Annotated in this window: 20 protein-coding genes; 9 read left to right on the top strand and 11 right to left on the bottom strand. The window is 57.7% G+C overall.

All coding sequences use genetic code 11. From position 1 onward, the window contains the following. Nucleotides 1-68: 68 nt before the first annotated feature. The 3 genes from FHX15_RS00160 to FHX15_RS00150 all read right to left on the bottom strand — a co-directional run bounded on the left by FHX15_RS00160 (nucleotide 69) and on the right by FHX15_RS00150 (nucleotide 3,053). On the bottom strand, nucleotides 69-851 hold the full coding sequence (locus tag FHX15_RS00160; RefSeq protein WP_184392611.1) for a FadR/GntR family transcriptional regulator: 783 nt from the start codon (nucleotides 849-851) through the stop codon (nucleotides 69-71). A 186-nt stretch (nucleotides 852-1,037) separates the two neighbouring features. After that, entirely contained in the window at nucleotides 1,038-2,024 is a 987-nt protein-coding gene (locus tag FHX15_RS00155; protein ID WP_184392609.1) for a substrate-binding domain-containing protein, read from the bottom strand. A 48-nt stretch (nucleotides 2,025-2,072) separates the two neighbouring features. Next, complete coding sequence (locus FHX15_RS00150; protein ID WP_184392607.1) at nucleotides 2,073-3,053, bottom strand: NAD(P)-dependent oxidoreductase; 981 nt, start codon at nucleotides 3,051-3,053, stop codon at nucleotides 2,073-2,075. Between the two features lie 253 nt (nucleotides 3,054-3,306). Between FHX15_RS00150 and FHX15_RS00145 the strand changes: the two genes are divergently transcribed. The 6 genes from FHX15_RS00145 (at nucleotide 3,307) to FHX15_RS00120 (ending at nucleotide 7,508) form a co-directional block, all read left to right on the top strand. After that, nucleotides 3,307-4,047 (top strand): ATP-binding cassette domain-containing protein, encoded by a 741-nt coding sequence (locus FHX15_RS00145; RefSeq protein WP_184393960.1) that lies wholly within the window; start codon nucleotides 3,307-3,309, stop codon nucleotides 4,045-4,047. Nucleotides 4,048-4,084: 37 nt separating this feature from the next. Then, nucleotides 4,085-5,083: an ABC transporter permease gene (locus FHX15_RS00140; RefSeq protein ID WP_184392605.1), complete on the top strand. Its 999-nt coding sequence runs from the start codon at nucleotides 4,085-4,087 to the stop codon at nucleotides 5,081-5,083. Between the two features lie 165 nt (nucleotides 5,084-5,248). Further along, a complete protein-coding gene (locus tag FHX15_RS00135; protein WP_246778839.1) occupies nucleotides 5,249-6,088 on the top strand; it encodes a cytochrome c oxidase assembly protein in 840 nt (279 codons plus the stop codon). A 199-nt stretch (nucleotides 6,089-6,287) separates the two neighbouring features. Continuing rightward, nucleotides 6,288-6,815: a DUF4142 domain-containing protein gene (locus FHX15_RS00130; RefSeq protein WP_184392604.1), complete on the top strand. Its 528-nt coding sequence runs from the start codon at nucleotides 6,288-6,290 to the stop codon at nucleotides 6,813-6,815. Nucleotides 6,816-6,925: 110 nt separating this feature from the next. Beyond that, nucleotides 6,926-7,186, top strand: a complete 261-nt coding sequence (locus FHX15_RS00125; protein WP_184393956.1) for a hypothetical protein — start codon at nucleotides 6,926-6,928, stop codon at nucleotides 7,184-7,186. Between the two features lie 70 nt (nucleotides 7,187-7,256). Further along, nucleotides 7,257-7,508, top strand: coding sequence for a hypothetical protein (locus FHX15_RS00120; protein ID WP_184392602.1), 252 nt, complete (start codon nucleotides 7,257-7,259; stop codon nucleotides 7,506-7,508). Between the two features lie 74 nt (nucleotides 7,509-7,582). On the opposite strand, the gene FHX15_RS00115 is transcribed toward FHX15_RS00120, so the two are convergent. Then, a complete protein-coding gene (locus tag FHX15_RS00115) occupies nucleotides 7,583-7,846 on the bottom strand; it encodes a hypothetical protein (protein ID WP_184392600.1) in 264 nt (87 codons plus the stop codon). A 387-nt stretch (nucleotides 7,847-8,233) separates the two neighbouring features. On the opposite strand from FHX15_RS00115, the gene FHX15_RS00110 reads away from it, so the two are divergent. The 3 genes from FHX15_RS00110 to FHX15_RS00100 all read left to right on the top strand — a co-directional run bounded on the left by FHX15_RS00110 (nucleotide 8,234) and on the right by FHX15_RS00100 (nucleotide 11,354). Next, nucleotides 8,234-8,407, top strand: a complete 174-nt coding sequence (locus FHX15_RS00110) for a hypothetical protein (RefSeq protein ID WP_184394041.1) — start codon at nucleotides 8,234-8,236, stop codon at nucleotides 8,405-8,407. A gap of 129 nt (nucleotides 8,408-8,536) precedes the next feature. Continuing rightward, complete coding sequence (locus FHX15_RS00105; RefSeq protein ID WP_184392598.1) at nucleotides 8,537-10,339, top strand: thiamine pyrophosphate-dependent enzyme; 1,803 nt, start codon at nucleotides 8,537-8,539, stop codon at nucleotides 10,337-10,339. A 34-nt stretch (nucleotides 10,340-10,373) separates the two neighbouring features. Then, nucleotides 10,374-11,354: a c-type cytochrome gene (locus FHX15_RS00100; protein WP_184393954.1), complete on the top strand. Its 981-nt coding sequence runs from the start codon at nucleotides 10,374-10,376 to the stop codon at nucleotides 11,352-11,354. 1 nt (nucleotide 11,355) lies between these two features. On the opposite strand, the gene FHX15_RS00095 is transcribed toward FHX15_RS00100, so the two are convergent. From FHX15_RS00095 to FHX15_RS00065, 7 genes are all read right to left on the bottom strand, one after another. After that, a complete protein-coding gene (locus FHX15_RS00095) occupies nucleotides 11,356-11,763 on the bottom strand; it encodes a c-type cytochrome (protein WP_184392596.1) in 408 nt (135 codons plus the stop codon). A gap of 54 nt (nucleotides 11,764-11,817) precedes the next feature. Then, nucleotides 11,818-12,012, bottom strand: a complete 195-nt coding sequence (locus FHX15_RS30830; protein ID WP_246778838.1) for a hypothetical protein — start codon at nucleotides 12,010-12,012, stop codon at nucleotides 11,818-11,820. A 113-nt stretch (nucleotides 12,013-12,125) separates the two neighbouring features. Beyond that, complete coding sequence (locus tag FHX15_RS00085; RefSeq protein WP_184392591.1) at nucleotides 12,126-12,728, bottom strand: cytochrome c oxidase subunit 3; 603 nt, start codon at nucleotides 12,726-12,728, stop codon at nucleotides 12,126-12,128. After that, on the bottom strand, nucleotides 12,725-14,638 hold the full coding sequence (ctaD, locus tag FHX15_RS00080) for a cytochrome c oxidase subunit I (RefSeq protein WP_184392588.1): 1,914 nt from the start codon (nucleotides 14,636-14,638) through the stop codon (nucleotides 12,725-12,727). Before ctaD ends, FHX15_RS00085 begins: the two co-directional genes overlap by 4 nt. Continuing rightward, entirely contained in the window at nucleotides 14,635-15,621 is a 987-nt protein-coding gene (coxB, locus tag FHX15_RS00075) for a cytochrome c oxidase subunit II (RefSeq protein WP_184392586.1), read from the bottom strand. The genes ctaD and coxB overlap by 4 nt, the downstream gene beginning before the upstream one ends. After that, on the bottom strand, nucleotides 15,618-16,223 hold the full coding sequence (locus FHX15_RS00070; RefSeq protein WP_184392584.1) for a c-type cytochrome: 606 nt from the start codon (nucleotides 16,221-16,223) through the stop codon (nucleotides 15,618-15,620). The genes coxB and FHX15_RS00070 overlap by 4 nt, the downstream gene beginning before the upstream one ends. A 20-nt stretch (nucleotides 16,224-16,243) precedes the next feature. Beyond that, nucleotides 16,244-18,643 carry an FdhF/YdeP family oxidoreductase gene (locus FHX15_RS00065; protein ID WP_184392582.1) on the bottom strand — a complete coding sequence of 800 codons (2,400 nt, stop codon included), beginning with the start codon at nucleotides 18,641-18,643 and terminating at the stop codon, nucleotides 16,244-16,246. Nucleotides 18,644-18,845: the final 202 nt, after the last annotated feature.

Raw genomic sequence — 18,845 nt, 5'->3', positions numbered from 1 at the left:
ATTTGACGGGTAGCTATTCAAGATACGAACGCTGGCAGCAGTGTCCTCAGCCGGGCAGGATAAAAAACCTATCGTGACCAACGCGTGATGAGTTGGTCTGTGTTTGCCAGCACCTTGCGGACTGCATTGCGCGCCATGCTCGGTCGCTGCAATCGGATGTTTTTCTCAATGTTCTCATGAAGTTTCAGCACGTATCGCAAGTCGTCTTCTTCTCGCGTGACATGGGTGAAGAGATGGTTCAGCGCTGATTCGATCAACACGCCGAGCGGCACAAGCAGATCATTTCCGGAGGCGTGCAAGATAGCGATGTGAAATCGCGTATCAGATTCTGTTCGCTGCTGGAGTGACGTCGCCTGCCCCATATCATGCAGCGCCTGACTGATCGCGCTCATCTGCTCCTCGGTTCGGCGCTCCGCCGCAAGCGCAGTCGCTTCCGGCTCGATCATATGTCTGAGTTCCTGCACGGTCCTCAGAAAGGCTTCCCGATCGGGAGATACCGCATACCAGCCCAATACATCTCGATCCAGCAGGTTCCATCGTTCCTTGGGCTCGACCCAACTGCCGATTTTCGGACGGGACGAAAGCAGCCCCTTGGCCATCAGCATCTTGATGGCTTCGCGCACCGCCGATCGGCTGACCTCAAAGACCTCCGACCATTTGGCTTCGTTGGGCAGGATCGTGCCCGGCGGATAATCGCCGCGCACGATTCGAAGGCCGATCTCGCCTGCCAAAGACACATGAACACTCGCCCCAGTCATGCGGGGAGCATTTGGGCGCCTTGTGGTGGCCGAGTGGTCAACCGTCACCACCTCGACCGGAGTCATCGGCTTTCCCGATTTCTTGTCAGGCATCTATTTCTACTGCCTCAGCATTCTTTCGACTGTCTGCAAAAACAATCGTAATAACGAGGAAGTCGCCTGCGATTGACCCTGACAAAAGGAAGCGGAATTCAGGGCGCGTCAAGCCTCCGGATCTTTCGATCCGTCTCGCCAGGGAGGCCGGAGCACCCTTTTGAACCGGGTGCCCCAACCGAGGGCCTACTTTTGAATGCAGGTATCGACCGTGTCCTTCGTGCACTCATCGAGCCCAGTGAACACCGGATCGTCAACTTTCTTGCCGGCGATCAGATCCATCATCACCGTAGGTGCTTTGTAGCCCATCTCGAACGGCCGCTGGCCCACAAGCGCAGTCACCAGCCCTTCCCTCGCAATAGCAACCTCGTCACCGATCGTGTCGGCGGCACCAATGACGAAATCATTGCTGGCGATCTTGGCAGCCATCGGCTTGAACAGATCGCGATAGGGCTGCGGCGCGCCAAACAATGGCCAGCCACCCATAATACCGAATGCGTCCAGATCGGGATTGGCCGCGAGAATATCGGTCATTGCCTGAACACCCTTGGCGCCGTCGTCATTGGTAAACACCGGGCAACCGGCGACTTCTGTCCAACCGCCCTCGCCTTTCAGCGCGGTAAGGCCTTTCTTGCCGGTGAGCGTGTCGCGCATCCCTTGCGCGCGGCGCAGAATATTGTCTGCCCCCGGATTGCCTTCGATCGTGCAGATCTTACCGCCTTTCGGCTTCGCCTTCTTGATATACTCGCCGATGCGTGCGCCCATGAGATAGTTGTCGGTGCCGAGATAGGTCTTGCGCAAGGCCGCGTCCTCGGCTGCAAGATCGGCATCAAGCGTCATCACCGGAACCGTCGGATTAGCGGTCTTCAGGGTCTGGGCGATGAGCTTTGCATTTGACGGCGAAATTGCGATCGCAGCCGTGTCTGCCTTGCCCAATACATCCTGGACGATCTGCGCTTCACCGGCTTCATCGGATGTCGATGCCGGACCGGTGTAGAAGCACTCGTATTCAGCCGTTGGGTTCTCCTTGTTCCACTTCTGGCAACCTTGATTGATCGCCTCGAAGAACGGATTGTCGAGACCTTTGACGACGATGACGAGTTGCTTCTTCGCCAGGGCCTGCCCGGCTGTCAGCGCTAAAACTGCGGCAGTAAGTAGTAATGCCTTCCTCATGGTTTCCTCCCTTGAAACAGACGGGCATCGCGTGCCCGCCATCCGAAATCAACCCGGATACCAGACGACGCGAGGTTCCTCCTCCGAACGCTCGTATTGCCATGCCGAGTCGATAAGCTTTTCGAGATCGTAGTTTGGCCGCCAATCGAGCAGGTATTTCGCCTTGCTGTTGTCCATCCAGTTGGAATGAAAGCGGCTTGGTATCTCGACAGAGCCGAGATTTCGTGTGCGCGACAGGTAGGCAGCGACTTCAGCATAGTCGACAGGTCGATCCATGCAGATGTTGAAGAGTTGCCGCTCCGCCCGAGGGTTGTCGATCGCTGCCAATATTGCAGACACAAGGTCATCGACATGCACGAAGTTGCGTTTCAGCGGACGGCCGTCAGCGTCGAGCAGCAATGGCACCGTACCCATGGCTGCATAGCGCCGTGCGGCTTCTTCGGGAACAAGCGTCTTCCAGTCCGGGCCGCCAAAGACGTCGTCTCCGAAGGACAGCGAATATTTGAAATCGTCCTTTTCCATGATCCAGGGCGCACGCAGACAACAGCCGTTGAGGCCGTACTGAATGCCGAACTGCTCCAGCATCACCTCTTCCAGCACCTTGGAGAGCGCATAACTTCCCGGATAGGCGCAATGGCGGACGCTCTCGGTAATCGGCCCGTCATGGCGATAGTAGAAATGCCCTATGCCCGCATCGCCCCCGATCAGGATGAACTGGCGCGCCGTGACGTTCGTGCGGAACTCCTCAAGCAGCCAAAAGAGGCCTTTGACCGCAACATCCATGATGTCTTCAGGGGTTTCCTTGCAGGTGGCAAGATGCACGACATGGGTAGCGTCACGCACCGCTGCTGCCGCGACATCGCGATTGGCGATCGAGCCGCGAACGACTTCGACACGGTCGGTCGCGTCGCACAAACGGTTATGACAAAGCGCGCGAATACGGGCTTTGGAAAATCTCGGATCGTCAAGCAGCCCCGCAATAAAGCGCCGCCCGACCTTGCCCGTCGCACCGGTAACAAGGATCAGCATGCTCTCTCTCCCAGCAATAGCTAATATTCGAGCACGACTTCCGTCAATTGATATTTGTCCGACAAAACAGATTTTTGCTACAAATGCCGCAGTACCCTGGACAATGAGTTGACGCTCTCGTTAGGTTTTGCGTAAATGCTAATAATCGCTTTTCCTGGGAGGATATGGGAAAGGCGAATCCGCTCAGCCTAATGCCAAGAAAATTGGTTTGGAGCGGCGGAGTAGCTGCGTGTTTTGGGAGGCCGGGTGGCTGGTGGCGGTTCTTGAACTCACCAATATTTCCAAGCATTTCGGTGCCATTCAGGCCGTTAACGATGTTTCGTTCTCACTTGAGGCGGGGCAAGTGGTCGGCCTCATGGGCGATAACGGCGCCGGCAAATCCACATTGGTTAAGATGATAGCGGGCAACTTTCGTCCGAGCCACGGAACCATACGTCTCGACGGCTCCGAGATCGTGCTTCATCGGCCCAAAGAGGCACGCCAGCATGGCATAGAGATCGTTCACCAGGATTTGGCGCTGTGTAACAATCTTACAGCGGCGGCGAATGTGTTTCTCGGGCGGGAACTGCGGCGTGGCATATGGCCTTTCCGCATCCTCGATTACAAGACCATGTACAAACGCGCTGGCGAGATTTTCCGCGAACTCAAATCAGAAACGCGGCCACGCGACCTCGTCAAGCAAATGTCAGGCGGCCAGCGGCAGGCTGTCGCGATTGGCCGGACGATGCTGTCGGAAGCGAAAATCGTGCTGATGGACGAGCCGACGGCAGCCATTTCCGTGCGCCAGGTGGCCGAAGTTCTGAATTTGATCCGCCAATTGCGTGACCGGGGCATCGTCGTCGTCCTGATCAGCCACCGCATGCCCGACGTCTTTTCGGTCGCGGACCGCGTGATCGTGATGCGACGAGGCAGGAAGGTAGCTGACAAGCCAATTGCAGCAAGTTCGCCCGAGGAAGTGACGGGGCTCATCACAGGCGCCATCGAACAGGTGTGATCGATGCTATCAGTTGCGGCAGAAAAGAAGGTTGACGATGGCGATTACACTTGACCAGACGATTGGGCAGAAGCAGCGCAGCTGGCTTGCAGCCGTTTTGAGCGGCCAGACATTCTGGGTTCTGATCGCAGTCATTTTCGCCTGCGTTTTCCTGTCTATGGCAACGGATTCCTTTGCAACAGCGAAAAACATCTACAACATCACCCGCAACGTCACTTTCGTCGCCATTATCGCGCTGGGCATGACACTGGTCATCATTACCGGGGGCATCGATTTGTCCGTTGGGTCGGTGCTTTGCCTGTGCAGCATGGTGCTGGCTGTCGTCATGCACGCGGGATATAGCATTGAAATCGGCATCGCTGCTTCGATCGGGACTGCTCTTGTGGTGGGCGCCTTCAACGGCCTGTTGATTGCCTATCTAGGCTTTCCGCCCTTCGTCGTAACGCTCGGCATGCTGTCTATTGCGCGCAGCCTTGCGATGGTCGCATCCAACAACACTGTCGTTTTTCAGTTCGGGCCGGATCACGACAAGCTGCTGGCGCTGGGTGGCGGCGCCTGGTTTTTCGGTATCGCCAATCCAGTGCTTTACATGATCGTGCTGGCGCTCATGACCGGTTTTGTGCTGCGCTGGACGAAGTTCGGCCGCTATGTTTTTGCCATCGGCGGCAATGAGCACGCGGCGACATTGACAGGCGTTCCCGTCCAGAGGATCAAGGTCATCGTATATATGATCTCCGCTCTGTCGGCGGGGATTGCCGGCATCATCCAAACCGGCTGGCTCGGTGCTGTTACCACAAATATCGGCGCGGGGATGGAACTTCAGGTCATAGCTGCCGCGGTTATCGGCGGCGCCAACCTTGCCGGCGGCGTCGGCACCGCCTTTGGGGCGTTGATCGGTGCAGCACTCATCGAGGTTATCCGCAACAGTCTGGGCTTGCTCGGCATCAACGCCTTCTGGCAAGGCTGTTTTATTGGCGGTGCAATTGTACTTGCTGTTCTTTTCGACCGAATTCGCAACTTGCGACGCGATGAGTAAGCCAACCCGTTCTTTACGCCGCCATTCGGTTCGACATCGCCTCCGTCGCTCTATCGCCCAGCGATCTTTGCCAGCCTGCCCGGCGAATTCCTTGGCCATCTCACGATCACTCTCCTGAGCGATTTAACACATTGTTCCTTGATCCAGCAGAGTGGAAGCACCGCCTTGGCGGTTATTATCGGTATCTGGAGGGTTGTCGCCGGAACAAACCCTGATAGCCAGTGTTTAGTGGCCGAAGCGACAATGTTTGGCGGTGCCATGACTTTCGAACTCGATCCATACTGCGGCACTGCGCCATCGCCTCAACTGTTGATGTCGGATTGGAATGTCGATCCTTACCTGATGTTCGCGATAAGCCTCGTCGCGGCATTAACCTGGATCCGGGCACGTCGGGACAGTCGCATCCGGCAATGGCTGGTCGCTATCCTTCTCCTTGTCGTCGCCTTCGTTTCTCCCTTGTGCGCGCTGAGTTCAGCATTGTTCTCGGCAAGAGCAGTTCATCACTTCGTACTTATCTCGCTCGCTGCACCGTTTATCTGGCGCTTTATTTTCAGCCGGGAGACGTTCTTGGATCGGGTGCCATTGATATTCGTCTTCGTCTTTCACACGACGATGCTCTGGTTATGGCATCTGCCCATCCCTTATGCTTGGGCCCTGTCAGGAAATGCTCCCTACTGGATAATGGAACTCCCGCTTTTCCTGTCGGCCGTGTGGCTCTGGAAGGAAATTCTTGACGTCAGACGACCTGCAGGCGGCGCGCTCATCATCTCCGCCGCAACGCTCCTGCAGATGACGGCGCTCGGTGCGTTTCTGACCTTTGCATCGCACCCTCTCTTCAGCCCGCATTTTCTCACGTCGCAAGCCTATGGCCTGTCGCCTCTTGAAGATCAGCAACTCGCCGGACTTCTGATGTGGATACCGGCTTCACTACCCTTTGCAGCAGCATTTCTGTTCAGGATCGCTCGAGCGCTCACGCAACCACCCCATGAACTATTCGCCGGATGAACCGCAGCCGCGTCGAGATTGCTGCATTAAGCTTTCAGCGCTTGCCTGCAACAGCATGCTGGAGCTACGGCAGCGGTGGACGCTCGCCGCCGCACTCTCTCCTAGTCAGAATGCCAAAGCCACGACAATGGCACTCCACGAACCGGGAACACTTTGGCGCTTTTGAAGTTCTGGTCGCACCAAACAGGAGACCAGAAACATGAAGAAAGTCATCATCGCTTCACTCGCCGTTTCGCTTGCCGGACCCGTCATGGCCCAATCCGCTGCGGAAAAGACAGGGGTCAACTCGCTGATCGGTGTGGCACCGAAGACGGAAGACTTTGTACAGGAAGCCGCGGCCAGCGACATGTTCGAGATCCAATCCAGCAAGCTGGCGCTCGAGCGCGGTGATGCTGCGACCAAGACCTTCGCTCAGCAGATGGTGACGGATCATGAAAAGACGAGCAGAGAACTCAAGGCGCTGGTTTCCGGCGGGAAGGTGCAAGCTCAGTTACCGAGTTCTATGCCCAAGGCCCAGCAGGACATGCTGGCGAAGCTGAAGGGCCTTCAGGGCGACGATTTCATCAAGCAATATCATTCGGATCAGGAATCCGCGCACAAGGACGCGGTCGACCTCTTCAAGCGCTACGGCGATGGCGGCGATAATGCCGAGCTGAAAGCCTGGGCCGCAGGCACAAGGCCGGCGCTTGAACATCATCTGCAGATGGCAAAGGATCTGAACCAGTAGACGATCACTACCGGTCGTAGATGGTTCGCGACCGGCTGCGCCACCAACGAAGACGCTCGGGAACCTTCGTACATTTCCAGATTGAGGGACCGATATTGGGGCTGACGATGATCAATTACCTCTGGCTTTTTGCAATCGCAGGCGGAGCAGCACTCCTTGGAATCGCTCTCGCTTTCGGAATGATCAAGCAGGACGGGCAGCGATCCGTTGTGGCGATAGCCGGTGCCTTTGTCGTTGCTGCCGGCGCTCTTGGGCTTGGTCTCTACGTCGCCAGTGCCCCGACAGCACCCTCACAGCCGCCGGACAGGGAAGGAACTCAGAACAGGCTTCCGGCAGCTGCAACCACCGAAAATAACGACCCAGAAAAATAATGCCTTTCGACATCATCGGTCCCCGCACTGATGAGATGGAGACCAGGTGACCTATCGGCAGGAGGTGCTCATGACGAATTTTGCCACTATCCCGGAGCGTGAATTCGCCTCAGCGCTCGAGACGATGACGGATGAGGAACTTTTCGAACTGATGGCCGATTTGGAGAGGCGGAGTGAAGCTTCGAAGCAAGCCTCGCCAGAAGATGACGTATTCGCAAAAATCGTCCTTGCGGAAACGGCAATCGAAAAGCGGTTTCCGGGTCAGATGCTGGTCCCTTACAAGGATTGGAAGAACAGACCCGATCGGTTGGCGCCGCGTTAATGCCAGATGTCACGCAAAACGCGGGCGACTGCTGGACGGAAGAAAGCTAGAGCTTGCCGCCCAGTGTCCCGTCGTCAGTTGCGACTGACGAATTTATTGAAGCGGCTCTTCTCACCACCCTCCGTCTTTTCCTGATGAAGAAAAGCAAGTTCGTTTTCGTCAAAAATGGCGAAGAACTCATCCCAGGAAATTTCTTCCAGATTTTCTTCCGGCTCCCCAAAATCGATGCGCAATATGCCTCCCTGTTTGGCACCCTTGACACGGGAGGGATGCCCTTTGCGCGCCTCCACCCACTTGCGAATTGCTGCATGGTTGGTCGTCGTATTTGCTGTCGTCATTGGAGCCTCCATTTCACTTGCATCCCACGCCCTCCAGCGCACCTTTCGGATTCAATGTTTTTGGCATTTTCGCCGTGATCGCGTGGCACGGAATCGAACCGATGCCACCGGCTAAAGTTCCAGCCAATGGGCGATTGATCCGGCCACTTAGCAAATTGAAGAAATCCGGCAGCGTGCGACCCGACGCGGAGAAAGCACATTGAGGCCTGCTGCCAGGAACATTGAGCGGGTTCCATGGTTCGTGGAACATAAGGAGAGGCAGATGAACCACAAATCGAACCGACCGCTAATCACCTACATCGGAACCGTCCTGTCTCTCGAGACTGGGACAATGAGAGCAGGCAGCAGAGGTGATAAGTCTGCACAGCTCTCGACGGGAAAGCCCCTTTGATGGAAAACCCCAAAGACGATCCCATCCAGGCAAACCGGCCCACCGCTGAACAGCAGCAAAAAAGCCTGAAAGGTGGGCGGATGATCGTCGTTTTGATCGCCACCGTAGCCGCCATCGCCTTCCTGCTCTACGTCGCGATCCTCGTCTACGGCCTGCTGCATAGCACGTGACCAGAGAGGTGGGGATCCTGCTGTCCTATTTTTCGCCCGTCGCATGCCAGCGGATGCTTCAGGTGAGCGCGTCGGAACCTTTGATAGCGAAAGAGGTTTGCAGTCTTTGACAAGCAAAGGACCAGTTCGATGCCCAATGCCGCAGACATATTGATCGATACCCTGATCGATTGGGACGTCAAAGTCATCTTCGGCCTCCCCGGAGACGGCATTAACGGCGTGATGGAGGCGTTGCGCAAACGCCAGGATCAGATCCGGTTCATACAGGTTCGGCATGAGGAATCGGCAGCTTTCATGGCGAGCGCCTATGCAAAGTTCACCGGCAAGCTTGGCGTTTGTCTCGCGACGTCTGGGCCGGGCGGCACTCATCTGCTGACGGGCCTTTATGACGCCAAGCTCGACCAGATGCCGGTACTTGCGATTACCGGGACGCAGTTTCATGACCTGATCGAAACCTTTACGCAACAAGACGTTGACCTCACTCGCGTGTTTGACAATGTCGCAATCTATAATGCGCATGTCAGTGACGCATCGCACATGGAAAACGTCGCCAGCCTCGCCTGCCGCTCGGCATTCTCGCGCCGCGGCGTTGCGCATCTTTCGATTGCCAACGACGTTCAGGAAATGGATTCGAAATCCCGGTCGAAACGGAATCGGCCAAAACATGTGCCGAACCGCTATTTCCAGGGTCGCCAGGTACCCGACGACATCGAACTCGATCACGCAGCCAAGATCTTGAACGATGCGCGCAAAATAGCGATCCTCGCTGGCCGGGGCGCTATCGGTGCACAGGAGGAACTACGCCAGACTGGCGAATTGCTGGCGGCGCCGGTCGTCAAAGCCCTACTCGGCAAGACGGCCCTCTCCGACGACGATCCGCTGACCACAGGCGGTATCGGCATTTTGGGCACTGAACCGTCGCAAGCGGTCATGGAACAATGCGATGCCCTGTTGATCGTCGGTTCGTCGTTTCCTTACATCGAATACTACCCACGGCCCGAGGCCGCCCGCGGCGTACAGATCGATAGCGACCCCCAACGGGTGGGACTGCGCTTCCCTGTTGATGCCGGTCTTGTGGGGGATGCTAAAGAATCGCTTCGGCTCCTCAACAGCAAGCTGACGAGAAAGGCGGATCGGTCATTTCTCGAACAGGCGCAAAGGGCGATGTCCTCCTGGCGCCAAAAAATGAACACCATGGAGACGGATCAGAGCGCCCCGTTGAAGGCGCAGGCCGTGGTTCGAGCTTTCGGGCAGCGCATCACGATGAATGGCGTCGTGGTAGCCGATTCCGGCCAGAACACAGAGCTGGCGGCACGGCATATAGATCTTGGCACTGAAAACCAGTTCGCCGTCTCCGGCGCCCTCGCCTCGATGGCCTCCGGCTTGCCTTATGCGATCGCAGCCGGCCTAGCCGATCCAAAGCGACCAATTTATGCAATCGTCGGCGATGGCGGCTTCGGCATGCAGCTCGGAGAGTTTTCGACGGCCGTTCGCCTCGGCCTTCCCCTGAAATTGCTGGTCATCTGCAACGGAATGCTCAATCAGATCGCCTGGGAGCAAATGATGTTTCTCGGAAACCCTCAATTTGCCTGCGAACTGGCGCCGATCGATTTTGCCAAGGCGGCAGAAGCAATGGGAGGTCGTGGCTTTACGATCAGGCGGTTCGACGAGATAGAGCCAACGCTTGCAGACGCGTTTTCTGTGGCTGGCCCGGTCGTCATTCAGGCCCTCGTCGACCAATATGAGCCGATGATGCCGCCGAAAATGCCGAAAGATTACGCCAGGAACTTCCGCGATGCGCTTCCCGATACGCCGGGTCATGAAGCGATCGAGAAAAATCTGTCCCGCTCGCCGCTTCGCGAGATGATGGCTGCGGGAGAGGAGGAAAAGGACCTATCGGAAACCACAACTGATCTCCCGGGCACCCCTTGAACTCCCGGAGGATGCGGTCAGGCGGAAGAACATGATGAGCAGCTCGTCTTCAGTCGATGGCAATCTCCGCACCGCTCGTCTTCGCGTTCGAAACTTGCTGTCATCAGCGGCGGTTTGGCTGATTGCAGGCGGAATCGGTTGCACGTTGATCGCCGCGCTTCTTTTCTTCTACGTCACGGAAGCCCATCCTCGTTTCAGTCCCGAGGATGCCGCCTTGACGGCAGGCGACGCTGTGAAAGGAAAGCTGGTCTTTCTCGCCGCCGACTGCTCTTCATGCCACGCCACACCCGGTCAGCCGGACAGGTTGAAACTGGGCGGCGGCTTGGCGCTCGCCTCACCGTTCGGGATGTTCAGGCCCCCAAACATTTCGCCCGATCCCGTGGATGGCATCGGATCGTGGTCGGTCGCCGATCTTGCAAATGCGTTGATCGGCGGCGTCTCGCCTCGTGGCGAACATTACTATCCCGCATTCCCCTATCCAAGCTACACTGGAATGTCGCTCGACGATGTGAAGGATCTTTACGCCTATCTGCGAACGCTGCCGCCGGTAACCGGACGACCTCCGCCGCATGAACTGCCGTTGCTGTTCAGGTTGCGCCGGCCGCTGGCATTTTGGAAGCTTTTGTTTTTTCATGAGGGCAAGTCCGAGGCTGCCTTCAACGGCGATGCTATGCACGACCGCGGTGGCTATCTGGTCGAGACCCTCGGTCACTGCGCCGAATGTCACTCGACCCGCAACATGCTGGGCGCAATCAAACCTTCGACGCGTTTTGCTGGAGGGCCTGACCCCGAAGGCACTGGCTTTGTGCCCAATATCACCCCGAGCCGCATTGGCGGCTGGTCCGAAGCACAGATCGCTACCATGCTCAGCACCGGCGAGACGCCGGACCACGGCCGGGTCGGTTCATCGATGGCGGATGTCGTCGCCAATACGGCACAGCTTCCTCAGGGTGACCGAGATGCAATTGCACGCTACGTCAAGTCGCTGCCGCCCCGGCCGACGCCCCATCCTTGATCTACTGCGCGTAGAGATAGGCAGCCAGATCCCTTGCCTCGGCTTCAGAAATCCCCGTTGCGGGCATTGCGGAATTCGCGGAGAAGCGCTGCGGGAGAACGATCCACTGTATGAGATTCTCTGGCGTATTGCTGGCGACGCCACCGATATAGATACGTTGCCGCAGATCGGCCAACGGCCCGCCAACCTTCCCATCCGCGCCCGGAATGCCAGGAATGACATGGCATCCCCCGCATCCATAGCGACGAAAGATTGCTGGTGCCCGGGAGGCATCGCCCGACGTCATGGCGGTCGCCACCGTCTGGCGTTTCTCTTTGTCCCTGAGTCGATCGGCTGCGAAACCGATAAAGGCCAGGGCCAGAACGAGGGCGGCCAAGGCATAGTTAAGGCGAGTGAACGCGATTTGCACGGACGCCTCCTCTGCTTACGACGTCGATCGACGAGATCGGCATGATGGGCGCGATCACCGGAGGCATGGGTTCAGCAGCAGCGTGGCTGCCCCCTGAAGAAACAATGCAAAGGCAAAACCAAATCCGGAGAGCACTCCCACGCTGCTGATGAAGAGCGCACTGCGCGATGCCGTTGACTGGTAGCCATGCCATGAAATTATCGCGCCGGCGACAGCTAGAGTGGTCGCGAGGAAGGCCACGAATACCATCCATATGGTTCCCCTGCCGCAATCTGCGTTGGGGAGCATCTGCCCAAGTTGGCTGCTCACCGCCCAGGCAGCCGGCGATAGGGTCAATCCGGAAGTTCTTGCTATAGCGACACTCATTGTCGAGGCACCCAATAGATGCAGATATAGAGGGGAAGCCAAGTGATGACCACAAAGTTCCAGTAAAGCGCATTGTCCTGAACGTCGCCGTAGCGACGCGCATTGTCGCCGTGGCGGGTAAACATCAGGCATGTCAGCACCAGCGTGTCGATCAGATCGGTGAGGATATGGGTCGTATGCAGCCCAAGCAGGGTCCAGACGATCGAACCATAGGCATTGTCGTCCCAGCTCACATGCAGCGCGGGAAATTCGAACGCGCGTACAGCCAACGGAGCGATACCAAAGAGTGACATCACCACCAAGCCAATTTGCACTTTCCTCAATTTCTTCTGCTCAGCCCATCGCGACACCATGATGTTTGGGATGACGCTGGCGAGCAGCAGTCCCGTCAGGAGCGTACCGGGAAGCAAGTCAGGAGGCGGCGCATCGATCGGCCATTGCGGCGCCAGGCTCATCAGATAGAAATAGACCGCAATGGCCAAACCGAACCCTGATCCTTCGATCAGCATGAATGCCCCCGTTGCCCACCAGGTCGGGGAGGCAGAGCCCATCCCGTGCAACGGTAAGTGGGAAACGTCGAGCACGACCCGGTCCTTCATGATTCATCCTCCGGGCTGCCTTTGGGCCAGAACCACGCGATGAGGGTAATTGCGATCGGGATGGAGCCCCAGACGACGGCCCAGGGCGAGAACATCGACCAGATCAGCATGATTGCGGTGGCAATGGCCGCCCAGAAAGGCCAGACGCTATCGGCTGGCGACGACTCGCGCGCTTCCGGCAGCGCCTCAACGACACTCGTCACCAACAGCTCGCGGCGATCGGTTCTCAGCCCGCTCGCAACCGCGATCTGGCCATCGGCCGGCAATGGCAATTCCCGCGCGTCAACGACGGGGATGCGTCGGTAGTTATAAGGGGGCGGCGGCGAGGATGTCGTCCATTCCAGGGTCGTTGCATTCCAGGGATTGGGGCCGGCAAGTGCGCCAGAGCGCCCACTGCGAAGCGCGTCTATGAAAAAAATCAGGAAACCAAGCGACAGGACGATGGAGCTCAGACTGACGAACAGATTCAAGCCACCCCATGGCAGCTCGGGCTGGTATGTGTAGACGCGGCGCGGCATGCCCACCAGGCCAAGTATATGCATCGGAAAAAACGTCAGGTGAAAACCGATGAAGATCAGCCAGAAGGCCCAGCGGCCCAGCCGTTCACTCATCATTCTTCCGGTCATCTTCGGAAACCAGTAATAAATGGCGCCGATCAGCGGGAAGACAGCACCGCCGATCAGAACGTAGTGGAAATGTGCGACGACAAAATAGGTGTCGTGCACCTGCGTATCGACGGGGACCGATGCGACCATGACGCCGGTGAGGCCACCGATGACGAATGTGACAATGAACCCGATGACGAACAGGAAGGGCGTTCGAAAGACCGGTCGTCCCGCCCACATCGTTGCCAGCCAACAGAAAATCTGAATGCCGGCTGGGATTGAAATTGCCATGCTGGAGGCGGTGAAAAAGCTCTCTCCCAGCCGGGGCAATCCGACTGTGAACATGTGATGCACCCAGAGCCCGAACGATAGAATTCCGGTGGTAATCAGGGCCATCACCATGAGCACGTAACCGAAAAGCGGGCGTCCAACGAAAGCAGGCAATATGGTCGACACCATCCCGACGGCCGGAACAAAAATGATGTAGACCTCGGGATGGCCAAAAAACCAGAACAAATGCTGCCACAGCAGCGCGTCGCCTCCTTCTGCCGGATTATAAAACTGCGTTCCCACGAGGCGGTCGAGGATCAGCGTCGAACTGGCGAACATGATCGCCGGCATTGCCATGATGACGAGAAACGACATGACGAGCATCGCCCAGACCAGCACGGGAATTCTGTCCAGCGACATCCCCGGCGCCCGCTGCTTGAAGACGGTGACCACGATCTCGACCGCTACCGCGAGCGCCGAGAGTTCAGTGAAGGTGATCATCTGCGCCCAGATATCGGCGCGTTTGCCGGAGCCATATTCGGGTCCCGACAGCGGCACGTAGGCAAACCATCCGACGTCGGGGGCCGTGTCGAGCGCAAAGGATAGCCAGAGCAGGATGCCTCCGAAGAGGAATATCCAATAAGAAAAGGCATTCAGTCTCGGAAAGGCAATGTTGCGGGTACCGACCAGGAGGGGGACGAAGTAAACGCCCATGGCCTCCATCACCGGAACAGCGAAGAGGAACATCATGTTCGACCCGTGCATTGTGAAGATCTGGTTGTACCGGTCAGGGCCGATGAACCGGGCTTCCGGCTGGGCCAGCTGCAGGCGCATGGCAAGCGCAAGCATTCCACCGAGGATGAGAAAGACGAACGCCGTCACGAGATAACGTTTTGCGATGACCTTGTGGTCGACAGTCGCAATGGCGCCCCAAAAACCCGGCTGCGAGCCCCAGGTGACGGAGAGCTGGCGCTCGACCTCGGCATCGGCGAGTCCGATATCTGTCGGAGCGGCGGAAGCTTGATCCTGTGTCATCGGAGGCTTTCCATATAGGCGGAAAGCTGCCGCAGTTCGTCGGCACTCAGCGGCACGACCGGCATGTTGTTTCCGGGTTTTAACGTTTGGGGATCGGCTATCCAGGCGGCAAGCGAGCCGCGGGTGGTCTCAAGCAAACCGGCTGCAATCGTGCGTCGGCTTCCGACATGAGTGAGATCAGGTCCGGTCGATCCCGACGCGAGCGTTCCGCGTATCGTATGACAGGCTGCGCATGGTTTGGCCAGGAAAACTGCCTGACCGGCGATGGCATCAGCCCCGCTTGGCGCTGCTCCGTCAAGCCGTTGCCTGTCGGACCAATGCCGGTAGGCGTCATCATCTTCGGCGATGACGAGGAAGGCCATATGGCCGTGCTGGAGGCCACAGAATTCGGCGCATTGACCGCGATAGACGCCCGGCTTTTCGGCCCGCAGGGTCAGGATATTGTCTCGGCCTGGGATAAGGTCCAGCTTACCGGCAAGGCTCGGCACCCAGAAAGAATGAATCACGTCGCTGGCCTGAAGGTGAAGGCGGACAGTTCTGCCCACCGGAATATGAAGCTCGTTAGCGGTTTGAAACATCTGCCTTTGATCCTGATCGGCATAGATGAACTGCCACCACCACTGCTGAGCACGAACAGTTATCGTGAGATCGGCGGTTCCATCGCTATTCAAGGCACGCGTCGTATAGAAGCTCGCTACGGTCAGGATGGCAACGACGAGAGCGGTAGCTGCGGTGACGGTTGCCACGACAATCATTGTCCGCCGCTCTGATCGAGAATCCAGAACTGGCTGGCGCTGGCGGCGTAGAAGCGCAAACGCCATGAAAACCACCACCGCGAGCCAGATGATGATTGCGACCGCGACGATGAAGACGATCAGCTCCTTCAGAGCGATGGCAGCCTGACCGTATGCGTCGAGAACCGATTGCGGACTGCTGCATCCGGAAAGCAGGAGCAGGAGCGCGGGCAAAGAGCGGTTGTTCACGGTGATGGACCTTGGTCAGGTTTCAAGGCTGTCGGACCCTGCTCGAAAAAAATGGCAGCCGGTGCGCGGTTTTCGGCTGGGCGCGTGTAACGGTCGTCGTCACGGCCGGGTGCAACGGAACTGGCGGTATAAGACCCGACCGCCTTGACGTAGCCGGCGAGCTGCCAAATCTGATCGATCGTCATCTTGTCCTTGAAGGCGGGCATCCCATGCGGACGCCCATCGCGGATGGAGGCGACGATCGAGACCATGGAGGGACCATATAGCCACCACCCGTCGAGGAAGGACGGACCAATTCCGCCTCTGCCGTCACCGTGGCAGGAGGAGCAGCCGAACCAGGCATAGAGCCGCTTTCCCTGGCTAAGATCGTAGCCGTTCGTCTCGTATGGTTTGTTGAGAGCAAAATATACTTCTGGCGGCGTGCCTCCGATTCCGTTGGCCATTAACCGTATGCCTCCGAGCGCATCCGCAACAGGTGGATCAGCGCGGTATTGCCTCGGCTCACGCAACCACCCGACCGCAGCAACCAGACACATGGCAAGGACCAGAACAACGATGCCCGAACACCAGCCAAGTTTCCGCTTCCAGATCTTCTCCGGCATCGCCTGATCCCCTGCGCCATTCACTCGAGCGGCGCTGTTTCAGACCGGCTGAGGCGCACGGGCAACAGCTTGTATGCCGGCGTTTTTGCTTTTTCGTCGTGATGGCTGAGCGGGAATAACGGGTTTGCTTCTGGATAGTAGGCTGCGCAACATCCTTTCGGAATGTCATAGGGGACAATCCGGAAGCCTGAGATCATGCGCTTCGTCTCCGGTTCGATCGCAGTCGAGAGATCAACGCGGTCTCCGTCGACGAAGCCTAGGCGGGCGATGTCAGCGGAATTTAAAAAAACGACGCGGCGAGTACCGTCGACGCCACGAAAGCGATCGCTGTATCCATAAATCGTCGTGTTGAACTGATCGTTCGAACGCAAGGTCGCAAGGTGAAGAATACTTTCATCCTCGACGCCTTCGAACTGCGGAAACAGGCGTGGCGGCGTGATGAAGTTGGCTTTGCCGTTCGTCGTCACCCATCGGCGCTCCCTCGCTGGCAGCGGTCGGGGGAAGCCGCCCGGCTGGAAGAGCCGCTGGTTAAATCCCTTAAAGGTTTCCGGATATGTCCGCTCGATTGCGTCGCGGATTTGGGAATAGTCTGCGACCCAGCGATCCCAGGGCACGCTGCTTTCGGCCAAGGTTGCCTTGGCCAGCCCGGCAATAATGGCGGGTTCTGATAGCAATTCGGAACTGGCAGGTGCTGCCCTGCCCCGTGAACCATGGAAATGCGCCACGGAACTTTCGATGGAGACCGCTTGCGGGCCACTCGCCTGCGTGTCGATTTCCAATCGCCCCAGGCACGGCAGCAAGTAAGCGATCTCACCGTGAATGACATGGCTCCGATTGAGCTTGGTGGCAATCTGCACGGTCAGACGCAGCTTTCGCCACGCGGCTTCCAACGCCACTGTATCAGGTGCAGCACGCAAGAAATTGCCGCCAAGGCTGATGAAGGCCCGACTTTCCCCTTCGCGAATGGCCTTGCACACATCCACAGTGCCATGGCCCTTCCAGCGTGGCGGATCGAAATGATAGAGCTCCGCCAGCTTGTCCAATGGCGCAAGATCAGGCTTTTCCGTAATGCCGACCGTTCGTTGCCCCTGTACGTTGGAGTGGCCTCTGACAGCGCAAATATTGGCGCCCGGCTTGCCTACATTACCGCGCAGCAGGGCGAGATTGACCACCATCTGAACGTTCTGGACGCCCATAACATGCTGAGTCAGTCCCATCCCATAGACCATGAGTACCGCGTCGGAAGAGGCATAGGTGTGGGCCGCCTGCGTCATCTGCTCGCGCGTGAGCCCTGATACCTGCTCCAGCTCCCGCCATTCATAGTTCCTCGCGGCGGCAGCGAACTCTTCGAACCCCGATGTATGTTCGGCGATGAAATCATGATCGAGGACATGTTTTCTATCTGCCGCCCGCATTGAGGCGGCGAAGGCTACGGCCGCGGCATTGGCAGGATCGTCCGGCTCTGCGTCTGAACCCGAGACTTTGCTGAGGCCTGGCTTATGCAGGGCATCGTCTGCTTCTATCAGCGCTTTGCAGACGCCAAAGAGAGCCGCAATATCTCCGCCATTTTTCACTTGATAATATTCGCTGGAGATCGGCGTTTCCTTGCCGGTCAGCATCTGGCTCGGCGCTTGAGGATTGATGAAACGTTCGAGACCAGGTTCTCGGAGCGGGTTGAAAGTGACAATCTTCACGCCGCGGTCGACAGCATCCTGAAGATCGTGAAGCAGCCGCGGCGACGATGTTCCGACATTTTGCCCCAGATAGAAAATGCAATCGCAGTTCTGAAAATCGGAGAGGACCGCCGTACCGACGGAAGCGCCTATGCTTTCCGGCAGCGCGACGGACGAGCTCTCGTGGCACATATTGGAAGAGTCGGGCAGATTGTTGCTGCCGAAGATACGAGCGAAAAGCTGGTACATATATGAGGTTTCGAGCGAGGCGCGGCCGGAAGTATAGAACTCTGCCTTCTCCGGCGGAATGCCACGCAGCTCGCGGCCGATCTCCTCGAATGCGGACTGCCATGAGACTGGAACATATTTGTCCGTTGCCTCATCCCATCGCATCGGATGGGTAAGACGCCCCTGCTCCTCCAGATCGTGATCGAGCCACCCTTCCAGCTCCGTCAGGGAGTGCGCCGCGAAGAACGCGCGATCCGCACGTCGGCTCGTCGTCTCCCATATCGTCGCCTTGGCGCCGTTTTCGCAGAATTCCAACGGATGAGGCTTTGCCGGCTTGGCCCAGGCGCAGCTGACGCACATATATCCGTCTGGCTTGTTTTGATGTGACAGCAGCGCGGGACCAGAAACCGGAATGTGTTCGCGGATAAGAATTTCTCCCACCGATTTTGCTGAACCCCACCCACCCACCGGTCCGCTATCAAAGCCGATCTTCGGTTTCTTTCTAGGTCTTGCTGTCATGATTGAAACATCCTGCAGATAGTTGCGGTCCCGGCGGACCTCGGCGCACGTGCTGAATGGAACAGCACTCCCTGCAGAGAAGCCAACACCGACGGAACCATCCGCGATGCACTTTCTGATGCCGGGAGCAGTGCTGCTACCAAACTCCGGAAAGGGCAGGTTGTTCCGCGAACGAGCTACGTGGCTTAGCGCATCGCGTGTC

The organism is Rhizobium sp. BK650, from assembly GCF_014195325.1.
GTDB lineage: Bacteria > Pseudomonadota > Alphaproteobacteria > Rhizobiales > Rhizobiaceae > Rhizobium.
The sequence above is the reverse complement of the archived record's forward strand: the minus strand, read 5'-3'. Positions and strand labels throughout refer to the sequence as shown.

Coding starts and splice junctions, on each gene's coding strand:
- FHX15_RS00160 (WP_184392611.1), bottom strand. CDS start 851: ATGCCTGACAAGAAATCGGGAAAGCCGATGACTCCGGTCGAGGTGGTG.
- FHX15_RS00120 (WP_184392602.1), top strand. CDS start 7,257: ATGACGAATTTTGCCACTATCCCGGAGCGTGAATTCGCCTCAGCGCTC.
- FHX15_RS00065 (WP_184392582.1), bottom strand. CDS start 18,643: ATGACAGCAAGACCTAGAAAGAAACCGAAGATCGGCTTTGATAGCGGA.
- FHX15_RS00070 (WP_184392584.1), bottom strand. CDS start 16,223: ATGCCGGAGAAGATCTGGAAGCGGAAACTTGGCTGGTGTTCGGGCATC.
- FHX15_RS00130 (WP_184392604.1), top strand. CDS start 6,288: ATGAAGAAAGTCATCATCGCTTCACTCGCCGTTTCGCTTGCCGGACCC.
- FHX15_RS00105 (WP_184392598.1), top strand. CDS start 8,537: ATGCCCAATGCCGCAGACATATTGATCGATACCCTGATCGATTGGGAC.
- ctaD (WP_184392588.1), bottom strand. CDS start 14,638: ATGACACAGGATCAAGCTTCCGCCGCTCCGACAGATATCGGACTCGCC.
- FHX15_RS00150 (WP_184392607.1), bottom strand. CDS start 3,053: ATGCTGATCCTTGTTACCGGTGCGACGGGCAAGGTCGGGCGGCGCTTT.
- FHX15_RS00100 (WP_184393954.1), top strand. CDS start 10,374: ATGAGCAGCTCGTCTTCAGTCGATGGCAATCTCCGCACCGCTCGTCTT.
- FHX15_RS00115 (WP_184392600.1), bottom strand. CDS start 7,846: ATGACGACAGCAAATACGACGACCAACCATGCAGCAATTCGCAAGTGG.
- FHX15_RS00140 (WP_184392605.1), top strand. CDS start 4,085: ATGGCGATTACACTTGACCAGACGATTGGGCAGAAGCAGCGCAGCTGG.
- FHX15_RS30830 (WP_246778838.1), bottom strand. CDS start 12,012: ATGGTATTCGTGGCCTTCCTCGCGACCACTCTAGCTGTCGCCGGCGCG.
- FHX15_RS00085 (WP_184392591.1), bottom strand. CDS start 12,728: ATGAAGGACCGGGTCGTGCTCGACGTTTCCCACTTACCGTTGCACGGG.
- FHX15_RS00155 (WP_184392609.1), bottom strand. CDS start 2,024: ATGAGGAAGGCATTACTACTTACTGCCGCAGTTTTAGCGCTGACAGCC.